The sequence below is a fragment of the Salinimicrobium xinjiangense DSM 19287 genome, from assembly GCF_000423585.1.
Lineage (GTDB): Bacteria > Bacteroidota > Bacteroidia > Flavobacteriales > Flavobacteriaceae > Salinimicrobium > Salinimicrobium xinjiangense.
In genome coordinates, this window is sequence record NZ_KE384057.1 from 1 (window position 1) to 22,812 (window position 22,812).

Annotated in this window: 21 protein-coding genes; 8 read left to right on the plus strand and 13 right to left on the minus strand. The window is 42.1% G+C overall.

Going from position 1 to position 22,812, the window contains the following annotated elements; translation table 11 throughout:
* Positions 1-170: 170 nt before the first annotated feature.
* A complete protein-coding gene (gene ltrA, locus G564_RS0116460) occupies positions 171-1,556 on the plus strand; it encodes a group II intron reverse transcriptase/maturase (protein ID WP_211224624.1) in 1,386 nt (461 codons plus the stop codon).
* Positions 1,557-1,684: 128 nt separating this feature from the next.
* Here the strand turns inward: ltrA and lpdA are convergent, their stop codons facing one another.
* The 5 genes from lpdA to G564_RS0116485 form a co-directional block, all read right to left on the minus strand.
* Complete coding sequence (gene lpdA / locus G564_RS0116465) at positions 1,685-3,076, minus strand: dihydrolipoyl dehydrogenase (RefSeq protein ID WP_029038622.1); 1,392 nt, start codon at positions 3,074-3,076, stop codon at positions 1,685-1,687.
* 183 nt (positions 3,077-3,259) lie between these two features.
* The gene (locus G564_RS0116470) at positions 3,260-3,772 is read right to left on the minus strand and encodes a hypothetical protein (RefSeq protein ID WP_029038623.1); all 513 of its coding nucleotides are present in this window, start codon (positions 3,770-3,772) and stop codon (positions 3,260-3,262) included.
* 2 nt (positions 3,773-3,774) lie between these two features.
* Positions 3,775-4,179, minus strand: coding sequence for a peptide-methionine (R)-S-oxide reductase MsrB (gene msrB, locus G564_RS0116475; RefSeq protein WP_029038624.1), 405 nt, complete (start codon positions 4,177-4,179; stop codon positions 3,775-3,777).
* 82 nt (positions 4,180-4,261) lie between these two features.
* A complete protein-coding gene (msrB, locus tag G564_RS0116480) occupies positions 4,262-4,744 on the minus strand; it encodes a peptide-methionine (R)-S-oxide reductase MsrB (protein ID WP_029038625.1) in 483 nt (160 codons plus the stop codon).
* Between the two features lie 28 nt (positions 4,745-4,772).
* Positions 4,773-5,642 carry an alpha/beta fold hydrolase gene (locus G564_RS0116485; protein WP_029038626.1) on the minus strand — a complete coding sequence of 290 codons (870 nt, stop codon included), beginning with the start codon at positions 5,640-5,642 and terminating at the stop codon, positions 4,773-4,775.
* 150 nt (positions 5,643-5,792) lie between these two features.
* On the opposite strand from G564_RS0116485, the gene G564_RS0116490 reads away from it, so the two are divergent.
* Both G564_RS0116490 and G564_RS0116495 read left to right on the plus strand, forming a co-directional pair.
* Entirely contained in the window at positions 5,793-6,617 is an 825-nt protein-coding gene (locus G564_RS0116490; protein WP_029038627.1) for a M48 family metallopeptidase, read from the plus strand.
* Positions 6,618-6,681: 64 nt separating this feature from the next.
* Entirely contained in the window at positions 6,682-8,022 is a 1,341-nt protein-coding gene (locus G564_RS0116495; RefSeq protein ID WP_029038628.1) for an MFS transporter, read from the plus strand.
* 60 nt (positions 8,023-8,082) lie between these two features.
* Here the strand turns inward: G564_RS0116495 and G564_RS0116500 are convergent, their stop codons facing one another.
* Genes G564_RS0116500 through G564_RS0116515 form a run of 4 tightly spaced genes read right to left on the minus strand, consistent with a single transcriptional unit; the run spans position 8,083 to position 11,037 of the window.
* Positions 8,083-8,817, minus strand: coding sequence for a head GIN domain-containing protein (locus G564_RS0116500; protein WP_029038629.1), 735 nt, complete (start codon positions 8,815-8,817; stop codon positions 8,083-8,085).
* Positions 8,818-8,848: 31 nt separating this feature from the next.
* On the minus strand, positions 8,849-9,943 hold the full coding sequence (locus G564_RS0116505) for a hypothetical protein (protein WP_029038630.1): 1,095 nt from the start codon (positions 9,941-9,943) through the stop codon (positions 8,849-8,851).
* Positions 9,924-10,487 (minus strand): hypothetical protein, encoded by a 564-nt coding sequence (locus G564_RS0116510; protein WP_029038631.1) that lies wholly within the window; start codon positions 10,485-10,487, stop codon positions 9,924-9,926. Before G564_RS0116510 ends, G564_RS0116505 begins: the two co-directional genes overlap by 20 nt.
* Positions 10,477-11,037, minus strand: a complete 561-nt coding sequence (locus G564_RS0116515) for an RNA polymerase sigma factor (protein ID WP_029038632.1) — start codon at positions 11,035-11,037, stop codon at positions 10,477-10,479. The genes G564_RS0116510 and G564_RS0116515 overlap by 11 nt, the downstream gene beginning before the upstream one ends.
* A gap of 217 nt (positions 11,038-11,254) precedes the next feature.
* On the opposite strand from G564_RS0116515, the gene lon reads away from it, so the two are divergent.
* From lon to G564_RS0116540, 4 genes are all read left to right on the plus strand, one after another.
* On the plus strand, positions 11,255-13,705 hold the full coding sequence (lon, locus tag G564_RS0116520) for an endopeptidase La (RefSeq protein ID WP_029038633.1): 2,451 nt from the start codon (positions 11,255-11,257) through the stop codon (positions 13,703-13,705).
* Positions 13,706-13,861: 156 nt separating this feature from the next.
* Positions 13,862-14,554 carry a (d)CMP kinase gene (gene cmk, locus G564_RS0116525; RefSeq protein ID WP_029038634.1) on the plus strand — a complete coding sequence of 231 codons (693 nt, stop codon included), beginning with the start codon at positions 13,862-13,864 and terminating at the stop codon, positions 14,552-14,554.
* 316 nt (positions 14,555-14,870) lie between these two features.
* The gene (gene rpsA, locus G564_RS0116535; RefSeq protein ID WP_029038636.1) at positions 14,871-16,730 is read left to right on the plus strand and encodes a 30S ribosomal protein S1; all 1,860 of its coding nucleotides are present in this window, start codon (positions 14,871-14,873) and stop codon (positions 16,728-16,730) included.
* 156 nt (positions 16,731-16,886) lie between these two features.
* Positions 16,887-17,882 (plus strand): NADP-dependent oxidoreductase, encoded by a 996-nt coding sequence (locus tag G564_RS0116540; RefSeq protein WP_029038637.1) that lies wholly within the window; start codon positions 16,887-16,889, stop codon positions 17,880-17,882.
* Positions 17,883-18,465: 583 nt separating this feature from the next.
* Here G564_RS0116540 and G564_RS0116545 read toward each other — a convergent pair.
* Complete coding sequence (locus tag G564_RS0116545; protein ID WP_029038638.1) at positions 18,466-19,017, minus strand: macro domain-containing protein; 552 nt, start codon at positions 19,015-19,017, stop codon at positions 18,466-18,468.
* A 107-nt stretch (positions 19,018-19,124) separates the two neighbouring features.
* Here G564_RS0116545 and G564_RS0116550 point away from each other — a divergent pair, with 107 nt between their 5' ends.
* Entirely contained in the window at positions 19,125-19,865 is a 741-nt protein-coding gene (locus G564_RS0116550; protein WP_029038639.1) for an SDR family NAD(P)-dependent oxidoreductase, read from the plus strand.
* A 528-nt stretch (positions 19,866-20,393) separates the two neighbouring features.
* Here G564_RS0116550 and G564_RS0116555 read toward each other — a convergent pair.
* The 3 genes from G564_RS0116555 to G564_RS0116565 form a co-directional block, all read right to left on the minus strand.
* Positions 20,394-21,599, minus strand: a complete 1,206-nt coding sequence (locus tag G564_RS0116555; protein ID WP_029038640.1) for a DEAD/DEAH box helicase — start codon at positions 21,597-21,599, stop codon at positions 20,394-20,396.
* A gap of 186 nt (positions 21,600-21,785) precedes the next feature.
* On the minus strand, positions 21,786-22,358 hold the full coding sequence (locus G564_RS0116560) for a pentapeptide repeat-containing protein (protein WP_029038641.1): 573 nt from the start codon (positions 22,356-22,358) through the stop codon (positions 21,786-21,788).
* 6 nt (positions 22,359-22,364) lie between these two features.
* Positions 22,365-22,748: an LPS-assembly protein LptD gene (locus G564_RS0116565; RefSeq protein WP_029038642.1), complete on the minus strand. Its 384-nt coding sequence runs from the start codon at positions 22,746-22,748 to the stop codon at positions 22,365-22,367.
* Between the last annotated feature and the right edge of the window lie 64 nt (positions 22,749-22,812).

Consider the following 22,812-nt stretch of genomic DNA (forward strand, 5'->3'; position numbering starts at 1 on the left):
CGCGGGAGGTCTCACAGACACAGACTGAAACAGAGTATGAAGCTGTGGTTGAAATAAGATTTACTGTGAGAAGTCAGCCGAGCCCATAGTACCGGAAGAATCGACTACACCGGGAAGGGGTGAACCTTAAGAAGTAAGTAGTCAATGACTGTTACCTTATGAAGGGAAGAATGCAGAAAATATCGAAAGGTACCTGGCTGCAAAAGGATAGGACGGAATCCGAAAGCTATGCGGCAGGGCAGACCTACATGAGGATAACTGAAAACAACCTTACAGATGTTACTACTTTAGAAGATGGATTACTAGAACAGATCCTGTCTCCTTTAAACCTGAACCGTGCCTATAAACGAGTACGGAGCAACAAAGGAAAGGGAGGAGTGGACAAGATGGAAGTCGATGCCTTAAAGGACTATCTTGTGGAAAACAAGGATGAGCTACTACAATCCATCCGGGACGGAAAGTACCGTCCCAATCCAGTTAGACGGGTAGAGATACCCAAAGAGAATGGAAAGAAACGACTACTTGGAATACCCACAGTGGTAGACCGGGTGGTTCAACAAGCCATTACTCAGGTACTTTCTCCTATTTACGAACAGCAGTTCTTATCACACAGCTACGGTTTCAGACCCGGCAAGAACGCTCATCAGGCACTGAAGAAATGCAGGGATTATATCACCGACGGCTATATTTATGCCGCTGATATGGACCTGCAACAGTTCTTCGACACGGTAAACCACAGTAAACTTGTGGAGGTGTTGTCAAGAACGGTAAAGGACGGGCGGGTGATCTCGCTCATCCACAAATATCTTCGTGCCGGAGTAGTCACCGGAAATAGGTTTGAAGAAACGAAGCTGGGGGTGCCTCAGGGAGGACCATTAAGTCCGCTTTTGGGCAATATTATGCTCCATGAGTTAGATAAGGAACTTCAAAGAAGAGGACATAAGTTCGTCCGCTATGCGGATGATCTGCTAATCCTTTGCAAAAGCAAGCGAAGTGCAGAGAGAACGCTTGGGAATATTATTCCTTACATAGAGAGTAAGCTATTCCTGAAAGTGAATAAGGAGAAAACACAAGTATCTTATATCAACAGAACTAGATTCCTTGGATATACCTTTTACCGATATAAGCGAAAAGGAAGGCTCCGGTCTCATCCATCAAGCATCCAGAAGATGAAACAGCATTTAAAAGAGCTGACATCCAGGAGCGATGGATGGGGAAATGCCAGAAGAAAGGAAGCACTTAACAAATTTGTTAGAGGTTGGGTGAATTACTTCAAATTGGCAGACATCAAAAGTGTGTTGAGAGATATAGATTTTTGGTATCGGAGACGTCTTCGTATGTGCATCTGGAAACAATGGAAGCGCATCCGTACAAAGGGAAAGATGTTGATGAAGCTCGGCCTGAATAAGTACAAAGCGTGGCAATATGCCAACACGAGGAAAAGCTACTGGCATACAGCTAACAGTTTTATCCTTACAAGGGTAATTACCACCCAGAGACTTAAAAAGGCTGGTTATCCGTTCCTGCTGGATTATTATCTAAAAGTAAGAACATAAATTAAGGAACCGCCGTATACCGAACGGTATGTACGGTGGTGTGAGAGGACAGATAGGGAACTAATCCCTATCTTCCTACTCGATTGAAGTCTAGACTCTAGACTCTAGTTTCTAATCTCCTAAAAGATCTACAAATGAATAACTTCCCCATAGGCATCGGCTACTGCTTCCATCACTGCTTCACTCATAGTTGGGTGTGGGTGGATGGCTTTTAGAACTTCGTGGCCTGTGGTTTCAAGTTTTCGTCCAAGAACAGCTTCGGCGATCATATCGGTTACACCGGCACCAATCATATGGCAGCCTAACCATTCGCCATATTTGGCATCAAAGATCACTTTTACAAATCCGTCAGGTGTGCCGGCGGCTTTTGCTTTTCCGGAAGCCGAGAATGGGAATTTCCCAACCTTCAGCTCATATCCTGCTTCTTTGGCTTGCTTTTCGGTCATTCCTACAGAAGCAATTTCAGGAGTTGCGTAAGTACATCCCGGGATGTTTCCGTAGTCGATGGGCTCTACATGCATACCTTTGATCTTTTCAACGCAGGTAATTCCTTCCGCAGAAGCAACGTGCGCAAGAGCAGGTCCTGCAACTACATCTCCGATTGCGTAAATTCCTTTGACGTTAGTCTCGTAAAACTGACTTACTACGATCTTATCTTTATCTGTCTTAATTCCCAATTCTTCAAGTCCAATATTTTCAAGGTTGGATTTAATACCTACGGCCGAAAGGACGATATCGGCTTCGAGAGTTTCTTCGCCTTTTTTGGTCTTAACCTTAGCTTTTACAGTATTGCCTGATGTGTCAACGCTTTCAACAGCAGAACCGGTCATTACTTTAATTCCAGCTTTTTTGAAACTGCGCTCAAACTGTTTTGAGATCTCTTCATCTTCAAGCGGCACCAGGTTTGGAAGATATTCCACTACAGTAACATCTGTACCCATAGTCTTGTAGAAATGGGCAAACTCAACTCCAATTGCACCAGATCCTACTACGATCATAGATTTTGGCTGCTTCTCTAGGCTCATTGCCTCTCGGTAACCTATCACCTTTTTTCCATCCTGCGGAAGCCCCGGAAGCTCTCTTGAGCGTGCACCGGTAGCGATGATAATATGATCTGCAGAATATTCTGTTTTCTTATCGTCTTTATCTGTAACCTCGATCTTTTTGCCCGATTTCAGTTTCCCGAATCCGTAGATGACATCGATCTTATTTTTCTTCATCAGGAATTGAACTCCCTTGCTCATAGCGTCTGCTACTCCGCGGCTACGCTTAATAACGGCTCCGAAGTCCTTTTCAGCCTTCTCTACTTTTAGTCCGTAATCCTCTGCGTGGTTCAGATATTCAAATACCTGTGCACTTTTAAGAAGTGCTTTGGTTGGAATACATCCCCAGTTAAGGCATACACCTCCAAGGCTTTCTTTTTCTATAACGGCGGTTTTGAAACCCAATTGTGATGCACGAATGGCAGTCACGTAGCCCCCGGGACCACTTCCTAAAACTATAACGTCGTATTTACTCATATTCGGAAATTTATGTAACTGAATTTAAGACAGCGAATTTACGGAAATTAACCTGAAACAGAAAGTATAGAAGATTGGGAAATACTCTAAAAAATGGCATTTTTGACACCTTTATAAAAAAATATTCCTTTGACCCGGCGGGAAAAAGGAATATCCTGATTTATATTATATACGTTTTGTTTTCTACAGTTCCAATGCCTGCATCACTGCATCATGATCTGAAAGATCAATATTGGTATCCACAGCAAAGTCTGAAGGCACTACAATAAACCTGAAAAACTGGTTTTGAGTATAAGCACCATCAAGAGTGGAAAGATCAAAGTTTCCATCGATGAGTAATTCAATGTCTGAAGCTGTGTGATTGAAAACATACTGAATGATCCTGCCATCACTTAAAAAGAAATTTTGAGGGATCATACTCCAGGTCTCGGTACCGTCAATAACTTCTCTTCTATAGACAAGTATGGCATCAGATTCCAGAACTTCGATCTCTGCCGGAATTGTAATCACTGTTGCATAAAAATTACTATCTGCAAACCATTCGAAATCCACATCTTCAAATTCGAAGGTCTGTCCTACAATATTAACTCCGGGTTCTCCGGGAGGTCCCTGTGGTCCTTGCGGGCCGACATCATCTGAAGAGCAGGAGGTAAGGCCAAAGGCTATAAAAGCGAATAAAAGTGTTATTTTTCTCATGATTATTTAGATTTAGTTTCAAATTCTATACTTGCTGAATTCACGCAGTAACGCTGCCCCGTCTCAGTGGGACCGTCATCAAAAACGTGACCCAAATGGCTGCCACAATTGGCGCAGAGGATCTCTGTGCGTATCATCCCAAAACTCCTGTCCTGTACATATTCTATGGCTCCTTCTATCGCGTTATCAAAGCTGGGCCAACCGCAGTTGCTCTCGAACTTTTGATCACTTTCAAACAATTTTGTGTGACAGGCAGCACAATGATATTCTCCATTTTGGAAATGAAGGTTATATTTACCGGAATGAGGAGCTTCTGTTCCTTTTTCTCTTAGTACTCTGTATTGTTCTTCTGAAAGCTGCTTTCTCCATTCTGCTTCAGAGCGCTCTATGGGATATTTTTTGACCATTTTTCTATGTTTCTTTTAAAATTAAAGAATAGCATGCGCTTCTACTCTTAAACAATTGATAAACTTTGTTGAAGAGGTACCGCTATTGAGAGTAGGGAACGAAATCCATGGCTACTCCATTAATGCAATGTCTTTTTCCGGTTGTTTTCTTAGGACCATCATTAAATACATGCCCCAGGTGTCCGCCGCATTGGGCACAAACCACTTCTGTTGCAGGAAAACCACCTGTCCTGTCCGGCCTGTAGTCTACATTGGCTTCATTAATAGGGCGATCGAAACTGGGCCATCCGGTTCCGCTTTCGAATTTATGTTGGGTTTTGTAAAGTTCGTTTCCGCAGGCAGCACAAACAAAGATCCCGGGTTCTTCTATCCGGTTAAGTCTGCTGGAAAAAGCACGTTCGGTCCCTTTCTCACGCAGCACATGATAGGCAGCGGGACTAAGTTCTGCTTTCCACTCGGCTTCAGTTTTAGATACAGGATATATTTTTTGCGTTTTGGAATCCTGCGCATTTCCATTACAGCTTAGGATCAGGAATGAGAAAATGGCAAAAAAGATGGGTTTCATGTGTTTGTTTTACATAAAGATGCAAGAACTATACCGAAAGAAAATCAATTATTTTATTAATAACTTCATAATTTCCCAATATGCGCCGGTGACCCTGGCCTTTGGTTACCAGGAGCTCACTATTTTCCAGTTTTTCATGGATCTCATAGGCTGAATTGATCCTTACGTCTACATCGTCTTCATCGTGCACTACTAAGGTGGGGATCTTTACCCCTTCCGCAGAAACAGCACCCGAGAGGCTGTCCATATCGGCACCGAATTTATTGTCGAAATAGGATTTCATCCTGGCCGCCACCTTATCATTCATTTTCATATTCCGGGCAAATTCTTTAGTGATTCGCGTCACGCTGTTTGCCGTACCAATGATCACCAGCTTTTTTACGGGCAGCCCGTCAGACACTGCTTTTAAAGAAGCCATTCCTCCCAGGGAGTGGCCAATAACAGCTTCAAAAGGTCCGTATTTCTTTTCCAAAACCTCAATGGCTTCAATAAAGTGTGGCATCATGCTCATGTTGCCCGAAGCTTTACCATGAGCCGGTGCATCGAAACTTACCACCCCGTAACCGGCCTTGATTAGTTCTTCGGCTATTACTGCGAGTTGGGTACCCCGACCACTCCAGCCGTGAGCGAGCAGGACTTTTTTGGAAGAGCTGCCGTATTCGTAAACTATAATCTCTCTTTGAAAATATGGAAGTATTAATTTCGACTGTCTGCTCTTCTCATCCATCTCCTTTTCCCGCTTTGGAAGTTTATAGCGAAATGGGGTGAGAAATAGTTTGGCTGCAAATCTACTGGCTAAAAAAGGAGAAATGGTGGTAAGGATCTTTCCTGTCACTAATATATAAGAAGGCACCAGCAGTCGTTGTACCGGAGTATTGTCTTTCTTTTGTTTTGTCATAAAATAGAAAAAGCGCAAGATACAAATATGAAGCCTTACAGGACCAAGCTTTCCATGAGTTTTAATTTTTGGCAGGTATTTTGTTAAACCTAATTTAAAGCTCTAAGTGGAGCGGGGTTGATTTAGTAACTTTAACAAAAACCATTTATTATGAGAATTAGACAAATAGCAATAGTGGTTAGTTTTTTCCTGCTTCTGGCAGGTTGTAAGACCAACCCTTTTACCGGAGAAAAGAACCTTAACTTTTATCCAAACTCCCAGATATTTCCTGCCTCATTTGCCCAGTATAACCAAATGATGGCCGAAAGTAAACTCGAGACTGGTACCGAAGATTCCCGCATGATCAAGAACGTGGGACAAAAGATCGCCGTTGCGGCAGAACGATACCTTGATGCAAACGGTTACCAGGGGTATCTCGATGATTATAAGTGGGAATTCAACCTGATAAAGGATGACCAGGTGAACGCATGGGCCATGCCCGGCGGAAAGATCGCCTTCTATACCGGCATTATGCCAATAGCCCAGGATGAAGCGGGGGTGGCTGCAATTATGGCTCACGAGGTGGCTCACGCTCTGGCAGATCATGGTGCGCAACGTATGAGTGCCGCACAGTTACAACAACTTGGAGCTGTTGCCGGAAGTATAGCAGTGAGTGGCAGAAGCCAGGAAACCCAGCAGATCTTTGCACAGGCTTATGGCCTTGGATCTACAGTGGGTGTAATGCTGCCCTTTAGCCGAAGTCATGAATCTGAAGCCGACAGGATTGGACTTACATTAATGGCCATAGCCGGATATGAACCTCTTGAAGCGGCCGAGCTTTGGAGGAGAATGAAAGCTAACGCAGGTGGAGGTGCACCCCCGGAATTTTTAAGCACTCACCCATCTTCAGATACCCGAATAAGGAATATCGAAAAATGGGCGCCAGAGGCAAGAGCCGAGGCAAGAAAATATGGCGTAACTCAGTTCAGGAGTTAGGAATAATAAAAAACAGTATTTTAGGAGCTGCCAATTTTGGCAGCTCTTTTAATTTTATGTTTTTATGAACCCACCCCCAAAAGGAAGTAAAAAATTACTGAATGCCTGGGCCTTTTATGATTGGGCTAATTCTGTTTACAGCCTTGTTATTGCCTCTACTATTTTTCCGATTTTTTATGCGGCTCTAACCATTGTGAAGAATGAAGAGGGAGAGGTGATCCATGATACCGTGCAACTTCTGGGGTTCAATTTTAATAATGACAGTCTTATAAGTTATGTTACCGCCCTGGCTTTTATGGTAGTAGCTGTAATAAGTCCGTTTTTATCGGGGATAGCCGATTATGTCGGGAATAAAAAAAAATTCCTCAAATTCTTCTGTTATATGGGAGCCCTCTCATGTATCGGGTTGTACTGGTTTAGTATTGAGAATCTGTGGTTTGGCCTCACCTGCTATTTCCTGGCTTTAGTCGGGTTCTGGGCCAGCCTGGTCTTTTACAATTCCTATCTTCCGGATATTGCTTTTCCCGAACAGCAGGATAAAGTGAGTGCAAAAGGTTTTTCAATGGGATATATTGGAAGTGTGATCCTGTTGATCCTCTGCCTGATGATGGTGTTGAATTATGAATGGTTTGGCTTTGAGGACGAAGGGATGCCTACGCGATTGTCCTTTGTCCTTACAGGAGTGTGGTGGATAGGCTTTAGCCAGATCACCTATTACTATCTTCCAAAAGGAAATAAGAAGGAAAAGCTCACCCGTGATGTACTTTTCAACGGATTCAGGGAAATAAAAATGATCTGGAGGTCCTTTGAAAACAATCCGCAGTTAAAAAAATATCTGAGAGCCTTCTTTGTCTATAGCATGGCCGTGCAGACGGTGATGCTTATTGCTACCTACTTCGGGATCGAAGAGGTGAACTGGTCAGGACAGGATGCTACAACAGGATTAATAGTAAGTATCCTGTTGATTCAGTTGGTCGCAGTAGCAGGGGCAACAATTACCTCCCGGCTCTCTTCAAAAATGGGAAATATTCAGACGCTTATTCTGGTTAACGTATTCTGGATTGGGATTTGCGTCTATGCTTATTTTGTCAAAACTCCCATGCAGTTCTATATAGCTGCAGGCTTAGTGGGACTGGTAATGGGTGGGATTCAAACCCTCTCCCGTTCAACCTATTCAAAAATGCTTCCTGAAGGCACTCTCGATACCACCAGTTATTTCAGTTTCTATGACGTTTCTGAAAAAATAGGAATTGTTATAGGTATGTCACTTTACGGAATGGTCACTCAGATCTTCGGCAGCATTAGGTTTTCTGTACTCTTTCTTACCGCTTTCTTTCTTATAGGAGTGTTTTTACTGCTGAAGGTCCCACGTACCGGGAAACTGGCAAAAAAAGAAGCGGCTTAAAATCCCTTTTTTGACACCTTAGTGAAAAGAACTTTAAGCCGCTTAGTTACTTCTGAAGTTTTATCGTTTAGTGATAGATCCTGAACCCATAGTTTTAAAATCCTGTTTCTTTGGATTTCCACGGAATTCGATATCTCCCGAACCCGGGGTGCTCGCTTTCAGAGATTCTGAAGCGTAAACCTGAATATCTCCCGAGCCCGTAACTACGGCCGAAACATGCTGACTTTTAAAATCAAAAGCGCTTATGTCTCCGGAGCCTGTAACCTTACAGTTAAAATCTACCGAGCTTCCCGAAAGATCAATATCCCCCGATCCTGTGATGTTTGCAGAAGTAGTCTTCGCCTGTAGCGGAAGCTTTACGTTTCCTGAACCGGTTATATTGATCGAAAATTTATCTGATGTTACCATTTCTGAAGATCTTATATCTCCCGATCCGGTAAGGCTCAAACTTTCGATATCAGTAAAAGGAACGGTGATGGTGATATCATGATTTCGGGAGGGGTTCAGGGAATATCCCTTTTCTACAGAAATGTGTAGTTTTCCTCCTTTAACCTCAGTCACTATATGTTGCTGAAGGTTTTCTTCAGCTTCCACTTTGATATCGCCTTCCCTTCCCTTTACCAGAATAACATCCATGGAGCCGGTAAGGGCAACTCCGTCATAATCTGAAGTCGTTCGGGTTTGGGTTTGCATATTTCCGTTGCCTGTGATCTTCTTGGTTCCCTGCCACCACTGTGCCTGGGTTGCAGTCACAGAGATAAGAACAAGAAATAATGTCGTGAATATTTTTTTCATCATCCTGATTTTTAAAGTTTATTGATCGATTTTAGTTTACGAAGCTTACACTGCCATAGCTGGAATTAATTCTTATTCGGCCACCGGTATTTTCAGTTCGGTAAAAGCCTTCATAATAATTGTCTGAGCCGCTTTGGTTTTGTTTGTTTAAAGTAAAGTTATTGTTATTAATTCCTTTAACACCACCATATTCGGTTTTTACTTCAAAGCTAAAGGGAGCTTCTCTGTCATAGCCGATTTTTATTCCCGTGTAATCACTGTTGATGGTAAGCTCTTTTAAACCGGGCATTATCCTTTCAATATTCAGTGATCCATAGTCCATGTTGATGTCCAGGGAGCTGTAAACAAGTCCCAGTTTAATGCCCAGGTAATCCCCCTGCCCTTTAATATTTCTCATCCGGTCTACTTTCAGGGAACCATAATCGTTCCTGAAATTGAGATTCTCCACCTTCAGGAATTTTGAATCTGTATAATCTGCAGCAAGATCGATAGTTCCGGCTTCATCAATGGTAAATTCAGAATAGTCAGCATTAATTTTTGCACGTTTTACATATCCTATATTGCTGTTCCTGGTGTAGTCGAAATTAATTTGATTGTTATTCCCATGTAATTCCCCAATAAGGATCCTGCCATAGTCACAGGAAATTTTCGCGTCACCCTGTAATTTGTCGAGGTTGATTTGGCCATAGTCGTTGGAGAGATCCACATGATTGGTTACCGGTGCTTTTACCCTGTAATTAATTTCCATATTTACATTATTGCCCCCTCCAAACAAGGCACTTAAAAAGGATCCACCTCTGGATTTTTCGAAAGTTGTTTTTGCAGAGACCTGTCCGCCACTCTGGTTAAAGAGTACATCTATTTCGCGAAGTTTCTGTTCTACTTTTTCTTCATCATTTCCGTTGGTCTTTACGGTTACCTCGATCTCCACCCGGTTTTGGTCCCAGGTAACGATGTCAATATTACCGTAACTGTTATTGATCTTTAGCATATCATTGGCAGAGACATTAAACTCTTTCTTAACCCGCTTCTGTTTGGTGTATTTACCTTTAAAGTCTCCTTCGGCACATGCCACGGCCGGTGCAAGGAATAAAAGAAGAAAGGCTTTATATAATATTGTTTTCATGACTGGTATTGTTTAGGGTGTTTATATCATTTACTTTTTCAAGAACTATTTGTAACAGGTCAATTCTTTTTTGAAAATTGGAGATCATGGCGTAGATCACTCTCTTATCCTGTCCACTCTTGCCAAGATCTTTTTTTAACTTTTCATAATCTTTTTCAAGTATTTCCAGTTGATTGAGTGCATCGTTTATTACTGCTTCAGTTTCAGGTGTTTTTTGTTCCTGCAGGGCTGCCAGCTCTGTTCTTATTACCGAAGAGTAAAAATCCTGGGTTTGCTTCATTTCCGGAGAAACATTGGCCAGCTCCTGCCCTGTAGAGAAAGGATTGGAAATATCTCCCTGTATGAGAACAAAAGCCAGTAGGAAACTTGCTGCTATTGTCATTACGGGTCCCCACAGGGATATGATCCCGTTATGTTTTGCCTTTTTCTTTTGAGGTCGCTGTCTCAGCTTTTCCCGAAACCGCTCCTCATGTTTTACTGAAGGCTCTGCGGTGTCGAAATCCAGTCCTTCAAAAAGCTCTTTTAGGTCTTTATTAGTTTTCATAGCTCAGTAGTTTGGTGCGAAGGCTTTCTTTTGCCCTTGAAATTGTTGTTCTGCAATTGGCGTAGGTGATGTTGAGGATCTCACAGATCTCCTCATAGTCATAACCTTCGATTAAATGTAGCGTTAAGGCCACCCGGTAATTTTCTTTCAATGATTCCATGGTTTTAAGTATCATTTTCACTTTCGGGTTTTGCTCCTCTTCTTCTGAAGCTATTCCTGCGCCTTCATCGGCAGCATGCTTGAACTGGTCATCGTATTGAACCTCCTGGTATCTGGTGTTTTTATTGTAAACACTAATACTATGGTTTACCACGATCTTCTTCAGCCATGCTCCAAATGTGGAAGTACCTTCAAAGGAATTAAGTTTATCAAACGCCTTTAAAAAGCATTCCTGCATAATATCTTCAGCTTCAGCAGAATCTTTTACAATCCGCAGCGCCACGTTGTACATCGCTTTGCTGTACTTATTGTAAATCTTCATTTGAGCACGCTCGTCTCCACGACGGCATTTCTCCAAAAGCTCATCAATATGTGTGGTGGTTAGTGTCAAAATATGAACGCTTTATAATAAAGATAGAGTGGAAGCTGAATTGTTACAGTTTTGGAAAAATTTCTTTTATTTTTTTTTATTGCCATGGCATAACAATTGAATTAATGCCTGAAGAATGTACTTTAAAAGCCTTTTTACTACTGAAAGTAAAGGTATTAAAGTAACTTGTAAAATAATGATATAACAACTGCAGTGACAGTTTGACTTAAAAATAGATATGGGCAGAACAAAATTTACAAATCTTGACAGTCTGTCATTTCAGGGAATTGATGAAGATGCAGAATTAATCCCTCTAATGACCCCTGAAGATGAAGAAGAAATAAATAAAGAAGATCTACCAGAAATTTTACCAATCTTACCGCTTAGAAATACTGTGTTATTTCCGGGGGTGGTAATTCCAATCACGGCCGGTCGGGATACTTCAATTAAATTGATCAATGAAGCTAATAACGGAAGCAAGGTTATTGGTGTGGTTTCTCAAAAGGATGAAAAAGTAGAAAATCCTACAGCAAAGGATATCAATCATATTGGAGTTGTAGCGAGGATCTTAAGAGTTCTCAAAATGCCCGATGGTAATACTACTGTGATCATCCAGGGTAAGAAGCGCTTTGAGATAGATGAAGTGATCTCAGAAAAACCTTTTATGAAGGCGAAGATCATAGAGGTACCAGAAGCACGTCCTGCACAGGACAATGAAGAATTTAGTGCGATAATTGATTCTATTAAGGATCTTGCATTACAGATCATTAAGAATAGCCCGAACATTCCTTCTGAAGCTTCGTTTGCAATTCAAAATATTGAGAGCCCCTCGTTTCTTATCAATTTCGTTTCCTCAAACATGAACCTTTCTGTTGAGGAAAAACAGAAGTTACTGGAAACAAATGATCTTAAGGATCGTGCTCTTGCTACGCTCAAGTTTATGAATATGGAATATCATAAGCTGGAGCTTAAAAATGATATTCAGAGCAGAGTGCAGAGTGATATGAGCCAGCAACAACGCGAGTATTTTCTGCATCAGCAAATGAAGACGATCCAGGAGGAGCTTGGCGGAGTTTCACATGAAGGCGAAGTAGAAGAAATGCGGGCCAGGGCCAAAAAGAAGAAATGGCCTGAGGATGTTAAGGAGCATTTCAACAAAGAGTTATCCAAAATGCAGCGGATGAATCCGCAGGTGGCGGAATATTCTATTCAGCGAAATTACCTGGACCTATTCCTTGACCTTCCGTGGAATGAATTCAGCAAGGATAAATTTGATCTTAAACGGGCACAGCGTATTCTTGACCGTGATCATTATGGTTTGGAGGATGTCAAGGAAAGAATTATAGAATATTTAGCTGTTCTTAAGATAAGGAACGACATGAAATCGCCTATCCTCTGTCTGTACGGCCCTCCGGGAGTTGGTAAAACCAGCCTGGGTCGTTCTATAGCCGAAGCCCTGGGAAGAGAATATGTTCGTATTTCGCTTGGCGGTTTAAGGGATGAGGCAGAGATTAGAGGACACAGAAAGACCTATATAGGAGCGATGCCGGGGAGAATTGTGCAGTCTCTTAAAAAAGCGGGAACAAGCAATCCTGTATTCGTATTGGATGAAATAGATAAACTAAGCATTGGACACAGTGGAGATCCTTCTTCAGCTTTACTTGAAGTATTGGATCCTGAGCAGAACAGTGAATTCCATGATAATTTCCTGGAAATGCCTTTTGATCTTTCCAAAGTCATGTTTATTGCCACGGCTAATAATCTGTCGCCCATTCAGCCGGCATTGAGAGACCGAATGGAGATCATCAATGTGAATGGATATACCATTGAAGAGAAAGTGGAGATCGCCAAACAGCATTTGCTTCCGAAGCAATTGAAGGAACACGGATTAACCAAGGAGCATCTTAAAATAGGAAAGAAGCAACTGGAAAAGATCGTGGAAGGATATACCAGGGAATCTGGAGTTAGAAGCCTTGAAAAACAGGTGGCAAAAATGGTGCGACATGCGGCCAAGAATATTGCCATGGAAGAAAAATACAATATCAAGGTAACCGAAGCAGATATTGTAGACGTACTGGGAAGTCCTAAACTGGAGCGGGATAAATACGAGGATAATGAAACTGCAGGGGTCGTAACCGGCCTTGCCTGGACCCAGGTGGGAGGAGATATTTTGTTTATTGAATCCATACTTTCAAAAGGTAAAGGAACCTTGAATATCACAGGGAACCTGGGTAAGGTGATGAAAGAATCGGCCACCATCGCTCTGGAATATATTAAAGGAAACGCCGAAGAACTTGGAATAGATCCCGAGGTAATGGATAAGTATAATGTACATATTCACGTACCCGAAGGAGCTACTCCAAAGGATGGACCCAGTGCCGGGATCACCATGCTCACCTCGCTGGTTTCCCTCTTTACTCAGAAAAAGGTGAAGAAGAGCATAGCCATGACCGGAGAGATCACTCTACGCGGAAAGGTATTGCCGGTTGGCGGGATCAAAGAAAAGATCCTGGCAGCAAAAAGGGCACATGTCAAAGAAATTATCCTGAGCGAAGAAAACCGCAGAGACATAAAAGAGATAAAAGAGGACTATTTAAAAGGACTTACCTTCCACTATGTCAAAGAAATGGGAGAAGTCATTAAACTCGCCATTCTTGATGAGAAGGTAAAGAATCCGAAGAAACTATAAAGTTGAGATTCGCAAAAGCCCCGGAAGTTCCGGGGCTCTTTGTTTAAAAGCTTTTTCTTTTAAAGCCGCTCTAATTGTTTATTTTTGGAGGGTGTCAAAAAGGCCATTTTTGGCACCTGTTTATTTCCGGCATTTCAGCCGGCACAACCGTATTTTATGACAAAAAAGATCACCATTGCGATAGACGGATTTTCATCTACAGGTAAAAGTACCGTAGCAAAACAACTGGCAAAGGAGTTGGGTTATGTTTATGTAGATACCGGGGCCATGTATCGTGCCGTTACCTTATACGCTCTCCGGAAAAAGTACATTTTTGATGATCATTTTGATAAAAATGCGTTAATAGCTGAACTTCCGCTAATCCGCTTAAAATTTATCTTTAATCCTGAAGTGGGGTTTGGAGAGATGTATCTTAACGATGAAAAGGTAGAGAAGGAGATAAGGCAAATGGAGGTTTCCCAATATGTAAGTAAGGTGGCTGCAGTACCCGAGGTGCGGGAAATGCTGGTAGCTCAACAGCAGGAAATGGGTAAAGAGAAAGGCATAGTGATGGATGGCCGGGATATTGGAACTGTAGTGTTTCCCGAGGCTGAACTTAAGATATTCATGACCGCCAGTGCACAGGAAAGAGCACAGCGTCGCTATAAAGAGCTGAGTGAAAGAGGAGAGGAAGTCACCTATAAGGAAGTGTTGGAAAATGTCGAGGAAAGAGACCATCTGGACACTACAAGAAAAGATTCTCCACTGGTAAAAGCTAAAGACGCAAAGGAAATTGATAATTCTCACCTTACGCTAACCGGGCAATTCGAAAAGATTCTGGAGCTTTACAATGCTACAATTAGCAACTAGTAAGCACCAATTTACAAATTCCAAATTCCAATATCTCTAATTTGAAGATTTGAAGATGGGCCCAATCTCTGTCCCGTAGGGACAAAATATTGGTAGAAGCCCAAGTCCCCAAGTCCCCAAGTCCCCAAGTCCCAAATTCCTCCTGATAATTGTTTATTGTTCATTGGTAATTGTTGAAATAAGTTGTATTTTTGCGCTCCTTTTAGCAATAGGTCGGAAGACTAAAAGGGTTGAAAATCAATATTATAAACACTTCTGTGTTCTTTTATTGCTCACATCTTCCGGAAGAATACAGGATACAAATTAATTATCAGCAATGGCTGAAGAAAACAAAAATCAAGAAGTTCAGGGTTCTGAAAACGCTGAAATTCAACCTGTAGCGGGTATGGAGACTCAATCTCAACCTGATGCAGAAGTACAGCAACAAGATCCTGAGCAGTTCTTAAAGGAATTCAACTGGCACAACTACGAAGAGGGAATTGATCCTATCGACGATCAAAAGCTGGAAGAATTTGAGAAGCTTGTAGCAGAAAATTTCGTTGACACTTTACATGATGAAGTAGTTACCGGAAAAGTGATCAACCTTACAGATCGTGATGCGATCATCGACATTAATGCAAAAAGTGAAGGTGTAATCTCTCTTAACGAGTTCCGTTACAACCCAGATCTTAAAGTTGGAGATGAGGTAGAAGTATTGATCGATGTACGTGAAGATGCTACAGGACAGTTGATCCTTTCTCACCGTAAGGCCCGTGTTATTATGGCATGGGATCGTGTTAACAAAGCACATGATGAAAGCCTTATCGTGAATGGATACGTGAAATGCCGCACAAAAGGTGGTATGATCGTAGACGTATTTGGTATTGAAGCATTCCTTCCTGGTTCACAGATCGATGTGAAACCAATCAGGGATTACGATGCATACGTTGGAAAAACAATGGAATTTAAAGTTGTGAAGATCAACCACGAATTCAAGAACGTTGTTGTTTCTCACAAAGCGCTTATCGAAGCCGATATCGAAGAGCAGAAAAAAGAAATTATCGGGCAGCTTGAAAAAGGTCAGGTACTTGAAGGTACTGTTAAGAACATTACTTCTTACGGTGTATTCGTTGATCTTGGAGGTGTTGACGGACTTATCCACATTACAGACCTTAGCTGGTCTCGTATCAACCACCCGAATGAGATCGTTGAGCTTGATCAAAAACTGAATGTTGTTATCCTTGACTTTGATGAGGCTAAAACTAGAATTCAGTTAGGTCTTAAGCAGCTTAGCAAACACCCATGGGAAGCTCTTGACGAGAACCTTAAAGTTGGTGATAAAGTAAAAGGTAAAGTAGTTGTGATCGCAGATTACGGTGCATTTATCGAAGTTGCCGAAGGTGTTGAAGGTCTTATCCACGTTTCTGAAATGTCATGGAGTACTCACCTGCGCTCAGCTCAGGACTTCGTGAATGTTGGAGATGAGGTTGAAGCTCAGATCCTTACTTTAGATCGTGAAGACAGAAAAATGTCTCTTGGTATCAAGCAATTGACTCCAGATCCATGGACTGACATCACTTCTAAGTATCCTGTAGGTTCAAGACACACAGGTATCGTTCGTAACTTCACTAACTTCGGAGTATTCGTAGAACTAGAAGAAGGAATCGACGGACTTATCTATATCTCAGACCTTTCATGGACTAAGAAGATCAAACATCCATCAGAATTTACTAACGTAGGTGATAAGCTTGAGGTTGTAGTTCTTGAGCTTGATGTTGAAGGCCGTAAATTGAGCCTTGGTCATAAGCAAACTGAGTCTAACCCCTGGGATAAATACGAAACTGAATTCGCTGTAGGAACTACTCACACAGCTGCAATTACAGAGATCGTTGACAAAGGTGCAACTATTGACTTTAATGAAGATATCACTGCATTCGTGCCACAACGTCACCTTGAGAAAGAAGACGGAAGCAAACTGAAGCAGGGAGAAACTGCAGAATTCCAGATCATTGAGTTCAACAAAGAATTCAAGAGAGTGGTAGCATCTCACACTGCTATTCACAAGGAAGAGGAGCAGCAAATTGTAAAGCAGGCTCAGAAAAAAGCCGCTACGCAACAAGCGCAAAGCAGCACCACTATGGGTGATGTAAACTCCGAACTTCAGGCGTTGAAAGATAGAATGGAAGGAAAATCATAATCCGGAAATTTTTCTGAATAATTCAAACCTCCTTAGGCAACTAAGGAGGTTTTTTTATACCTTTTTACTGTCTAATGGCCATCGTCATTCAGACAAATATTAAATCTGAAGTTCCCTACCTTCAACAACAAACCAACCAACTGAAAACGTAAGACTATGAGTAAAACTATTCTTTTTAAAAACCGCCCGGCAGGGAAACCGGTAACGTCAGATTTCGAAATTGTAACGGAAGAAGCTCCTGATCCAAAAGAAGGGGAAGTGCTTTTAAAAGCCCAATATATATCTGTTGATCCATATTTGCGCGGCAGGATGCGGGATGAGGAATCTTACATTCCTCCCTTTAAAATAAATGAACCCATGGAGTCCATGGTGGTAGCAGAAGTCATTGATTCCCGAAATAGTAATTTTGAGAAAGGGGAGCTCGTTTCGGGAATGCTGAAGTGGAAAGAATTGCAAACATCTGTGGGTACAGGTTTAAACCGGGTAGATCCCGATCTTGCACCACCTTCAGCCTTTTTAGGAATTTTGGGGTTGACAGGACTCACAGCATTTCTAGCGCTGGATAAAATCGGAAATCTACGTGCCGGCGATACTCTGGTAGTTTCCGGTGCTGCAGGAGCGGTGGGAAGTGTTGCCGGACAAATAGGTAAGATCAAAGGCTGTATGGTAGTAGGGATTGCCGGGAGCGATGGAAAGGTTTCCCATATAGAAGACAAATTTGGCTTCGACAAAGGGATAAATTACAACACTACAGAAGATATGGCAGAGGCCCTGAGAAAGGTTTGTACAGACGGGGTTGATGTATATTTTGACAATGTAGGCGGGGAGATCCTGGATGCTGTACTTCAAAACATCAACAAAGATGCGCGTATCATCAATTGTGGTGCAATCTCTCTTTATAATGAAACTAAGATGCCAACCGGTCCCCGGCCGGAAGGTATCCTTATTAAGAAAACTGCTTTGATGCAGGGCTTTTTAGTCAGAGATCATGTCAAAGATTTCGGAAGAGCTTTAAGGCAATTAAGTAACTGGTTAGAGGAAGGGAAGCTGGAATATGATGAAACCATTGTAGAAGGCTTTGATAAGCTTCCTGAAGCTTTCATAGGACTCTTTGAAGGAAGAAATGTAGGGAAGATGATCGTGAAGGTCTAAAGTACAAGGTTCAAGGTTTAAGGTTTCAAGGGTTTGAAAAGCTAACAACCAAAACCGGCTTAAAAAAGTGGGCAGTTTGCAGTAGTTAGTAGGCAGTGGAATTTTTAGTTCAGCGCATTCTACTTAATTGAATTTTCAGGAGAACTAGAACCTGAACCTGCAACTTGTAACCTGCAACACAAATTCAACAGCAACCGGTAACTGAAAACCGACAACTGATAACCAGCTTAAAAAAGTAGGCAGTTTGCAGTAGTTAGTAGGCAGTGGAATTTTTAGTTCAGCGCATTCTACTTAATTGAATATTCAGGAGAACTAGAACCTGAACCTGCAACTTGTAACCTGCAACACAAATTCAACAGCAACCGGTAACTGAAAACCGACAACTGATAACCGGCTTAAAAAAGTAGGCAGTTTGCAGTAGTTAGTAGGCAGTGGAATTTTTAGTTCAGCGCATTCTACTTAATTGTATCTTCAGGAGAACTAGAACCTGAACCTGCAACTTGTAACCTGCAACACAAATTCAACCGCAACCAATAACTGAAAACAGGTAACTGAAACCGACAACTGAAAACCGACAACAACTTTATCCCAAATACTCTTTCCCCTGAAAAATTTGTTCCAGGACCTTTTCATGGATTTCCAGATCCTGACTGCTGTAGAGCACAAAAACGATCTGCTTCACATTCTTTAGATCGGGTATTTTTTTAATTACAGCAGAAAAAGCCACTCCGGCAGCCTCTTCAGCAGGATATCCAAAGACTCCTGTAGAAATTGCCGGAAAGGCGATGGAAGTTAATTTTTTCTGTTCTGCCAGGTCAAGAGCATTTGAATAACAGCGGGCCAGTAGCTGATCTTCAGGTTTATCCTGACCATATACAGGACCGAGACAGTGGATCACGTACTTATTTGGAAGATCATATCCCCCGGTAATTACTGCTTCGCCGGGTTTTATAGGTCCGAGAGGTCGTGCTTCTTTTGCGAGGCCGGGACCTGCAGCCCCGTGGATCGCACCAGCAACACCGCCACCTGTTTCCAGTTGCGCATTGGCCGCATTTACCACGGCTTCACAGTCTTGTTGCCTCGTAATATCACCCTGTCGCAACTCTATGCTGACACCCGAAATTTCCTTTTTCATATCCTCTAATATAAAGAAATTCGATTTTGGATTACAATCCCGACTGATTTTTGTCATTCTTTTTTCTTAATGGTTTTTCTACTTTAGGTGAAATTAATTCAGTAGCCATGAAAAATAAAGTAGTTATTATTACAGGTGCCGGCTCGGGTATTGGAGAGGCCACAGCACTTCTTTTTGCGAAGGAAGGAGCTAAAGTTGTTGTTTCCGATATTAATGATGAAACGGGGGAAGAGGTGGTGAAGCGTATAGAAAAGGCCGGAGGAACAGCGAGTTTCTTTAAGGCAGATGTTGCTTCGGCAGCAGAAAATAAAGCCCTGGTCGATTTTTCGATCAAAACCTATGGACAACTTGATGTCGCGGTTAACAATGCCGGAATAGGAGGGGAGGCCAATAAGATTGCCGACATGACCCTCGAAGGCTGGCATCGGGTTATTGACGTGAACCTGCACAGTGTCTTCTACGGAATGAAATATCAAATTGAAGCTATGTTAAAGAATGGACAGGGAAGTATAGTAAATATTTCATCCATTCTGGGAAGTGTAGGTTTTGAAGGCTCTGCCGGTTATGTGGCTGCCAAACATGCTCTTAATGGCATGACCCGCACTGCAGCATTGGAATATTCGGGACAGGGAATAAGGATCAATTCTGTAGGACCTGCTTTTATTGATACTCCGCTGTTAGATCAATTGGATGATGAAATAAAAAAACAGCTCATTTCCCTGCACCCAATCGGTCGTCTGGGAAGAAGTAAGGAAGTTGCAGAACTTATCCTTTGGTTGGGAAGTGATAAAGCCTCTTTTGCCACCGGTAGCTATTATCCAATTGATGGAGGATATCTGGCTCGTTAAAGTTAGAAGTACGAAGGTAGATTTACGAAGTACGAATGGTTGAGATTCTTTCCGGCTGAAATCATAATAAGAAGAAAAAGATTCTTCGCTTCGCAAAAGCTGCGCTCTGAATGACAGGTGGAATTAAGGATCAAAAAAAGAGCCTATTCCTGTGGAATAGACTCTTGAATTATTGTTATGTTTACTGACCACTGACCACTGAACACTGACCACTATCATATGACTAAACTCTTACCTGGCCGTTTTATAGAGGCTAAGAACAAACTCTCGGGCTTACGATCCTTGAATTCAACCTGAATTTAAAACCGTGTCTGTCCTACGGACGGTATACTTAGGTTGTATATACAACCGGGGGTTTCACCCCGGGCTACCAATATTTCGCCCCGCTGGGGCTGGCAAAAGCAGAAAATCTGAATTCGTACTTCTAAAATTTAACTTCTACTTTACTGAAAGGTCATTTTACCCGGTAGTCCCGCTTTTCAGCGGGGGAGGTACTGACCACTGACCACTGACCACTGTCCACTGAATTTACCTTCTTCTCCTGTTCCTGTTATTGTTGCGGTTGCCATTTTGTACAGGAGCAGCTCCGGCAGGATGAGCATTTAGATCCATGGGAAAAGGATGCTCATTGATCACCGGGATCTTGATAGATGCCAGTTTCTCAATATCCTTCAATTCCTTCCGCTCATCGGCGGCGCAGAAGGAAATAGCGATTCCGTCGTTGCCGGCGCGGCCGGTTCGGCCTATCCGGTGGACGTAGGTTTCGGGTACATTCGGCAGATCAAAGTTGAAGACGTGTGTGAGTTCATCAATGTCTATTCCGCGTGCAGCGATATCTGTAGCTACAAGTACGTTCAGCTTTCCGTTCTTAAAATTGCTCAAAGCATTCTGACGGGCATTCTGACTCTTATTACCATGAATAGCAGCCGATCTGATTTTGGCCTTATCCAGGAATCTCGCCACCTTGTCGGCTCCGTGTTTTGTCCGGGTAAAAACAAGGGCGTTGTCAATTCCGTTGGTTTCGAGTAAATGGAGCAAAAGTTTACGTTTATCGGGCTTATTGGTAAAATACACCCGCTGCTGGATCTTATCGACCGTAGATGACGGAGGAGTGACCTCCACCTTCACCGGGTTCTTCAACATCATCCCGGCCAGACTCTGGATCTCCTCAGGCATGGTAGCCGAGAAGAAAAGGGTTTGCCTTTTTTCAGGAATGGCCTTGATCACTTTTTTGACGTCATGAATAAAGCCCATATCCAGCATCCTGTCTGCTTCATCAAGCACAAAGATCTCAAGAGATTTCAGATTAATAAAACCCTGGTTCATGAGATCCAGTAAACGACCCGGTGTGGCGACAAGTATATCGACTCCCCGTTTTAGCTTTTGTACCTGGGTATTCTGAGAGACCCCACCAAAAATGACGGAATGGCTAAGCCTTGTATGTTTTCCATATGCTGCCAGACTTTCATCGATCTGGATAGCAAGTTCCCGGGTAGGAGTAAGGATCAAAGCCTTAATTCCTCTTCCGGAATGGTTTTTATTGTTCAGCAACTGGAGGATAGGCAGGCCGAAAGCTGCTGTTTTTCCTGTTCCGGTTTGTGCTACTCCCAACAGATCCTTGCCTGAAAGAACTATAGGAATTGCCTGTTTTTGAATTGGCGTGGGAATAGTATATCCCTGTGTGTCGAGCGCCTTTAACAAGGCCTCATCTAATTCTAAATTTTTAAAAGACATTAAATTATTTTATGTGAAATGCTGGAAAAGACGTTGCATTTTCTTGAAACAGCTATGTTTTTTCATTCTTAACCGGCTTACAACCTGCCGTGTTATCATGTAAAGAAGGCGACAAAGATAAGCTTTTTATCTGCCGGTATAACATTAGACAATAACCGGGCCGTTAATCCTTCAGACACAGACCTCCTATTCAATAATGATATTGTACTTCTTTAGAAGACCTTCAATGTTCTGATTGGAAAATTTGGCTCCTGCCAGAAAATTAGCTTCAGGATCAATGCTAAAGTTAAAAGAGCTGGAGAAATCGGTTTTTTCCAGGCGTGTGCCAGAAAATATGCTTCCGCTGAGATCACAGTTAAGGAATTGAGCTGAAGAAAGATCGGCATCAGAAAAATCTGTCTGCAGTAACCGGCATTCTTTAAAAAGGGTATTCCTCAGTTTCAGTTTGAAAAAAGAAGAAAAATTTAGCTGACAATTCTCAAAGGTAAAGGAGAGAAGAAATGAGCTGCACTGACCAAAATTCAGCCCAATAAGTTTACAATCTTTAAATATTACTTCCTGGAAAGAGGTATTGGAAAGATTGGCATTACTAAAATCGCAGGCTTCAAAAAGACATTCTGAAAATGACATTTTTGAAAGGTTTGTTCCTGAAAAATTACAATTCTTAAATGAGCAGTTTTCGTATTCCCCTTCGGGAAATTTTTGTGCAGAGTAATCTTTGGAGTTGATGACGATATCCCGAAAAAGGTGTTCGCTCATTTACAATTAGCAGCCTTTACCTTTACCGTCTTTACAGTTTTTAGATTCAGCAACCAGGTAGGCTATGCTGCCGCCGAGGTCTATCTTAAGAGTAGTAGAACCAAGATCTGAAGCTAAACGTTTTTTGCCATTAAGAACAAGTTCACTAAACCCGCTTATGGTGAATGTCCGCGTTTTTTTATCGTAAACTATTTTGTCGGCTTTTTCTATTTCTACAATAGAGGTGGTGAAATGAACATTTCCGGTAAATTCCACGATCTGCTTATCTTCCCTTGAGACGCTATGATCCCCTGAAAAAACAATTCCCTTACTTTGAAAGGTTACTGGAGCATCCTGTGCAAAAGCAGCGGTTCCCAGTAGAGTGAATAATGCGAGAAAGATAAATTTCATTTCTGCCGATTTTAATTGAGCACAAGGTATTAATTTTCTGTTAAGTAACTAAAATTTTCTTCAG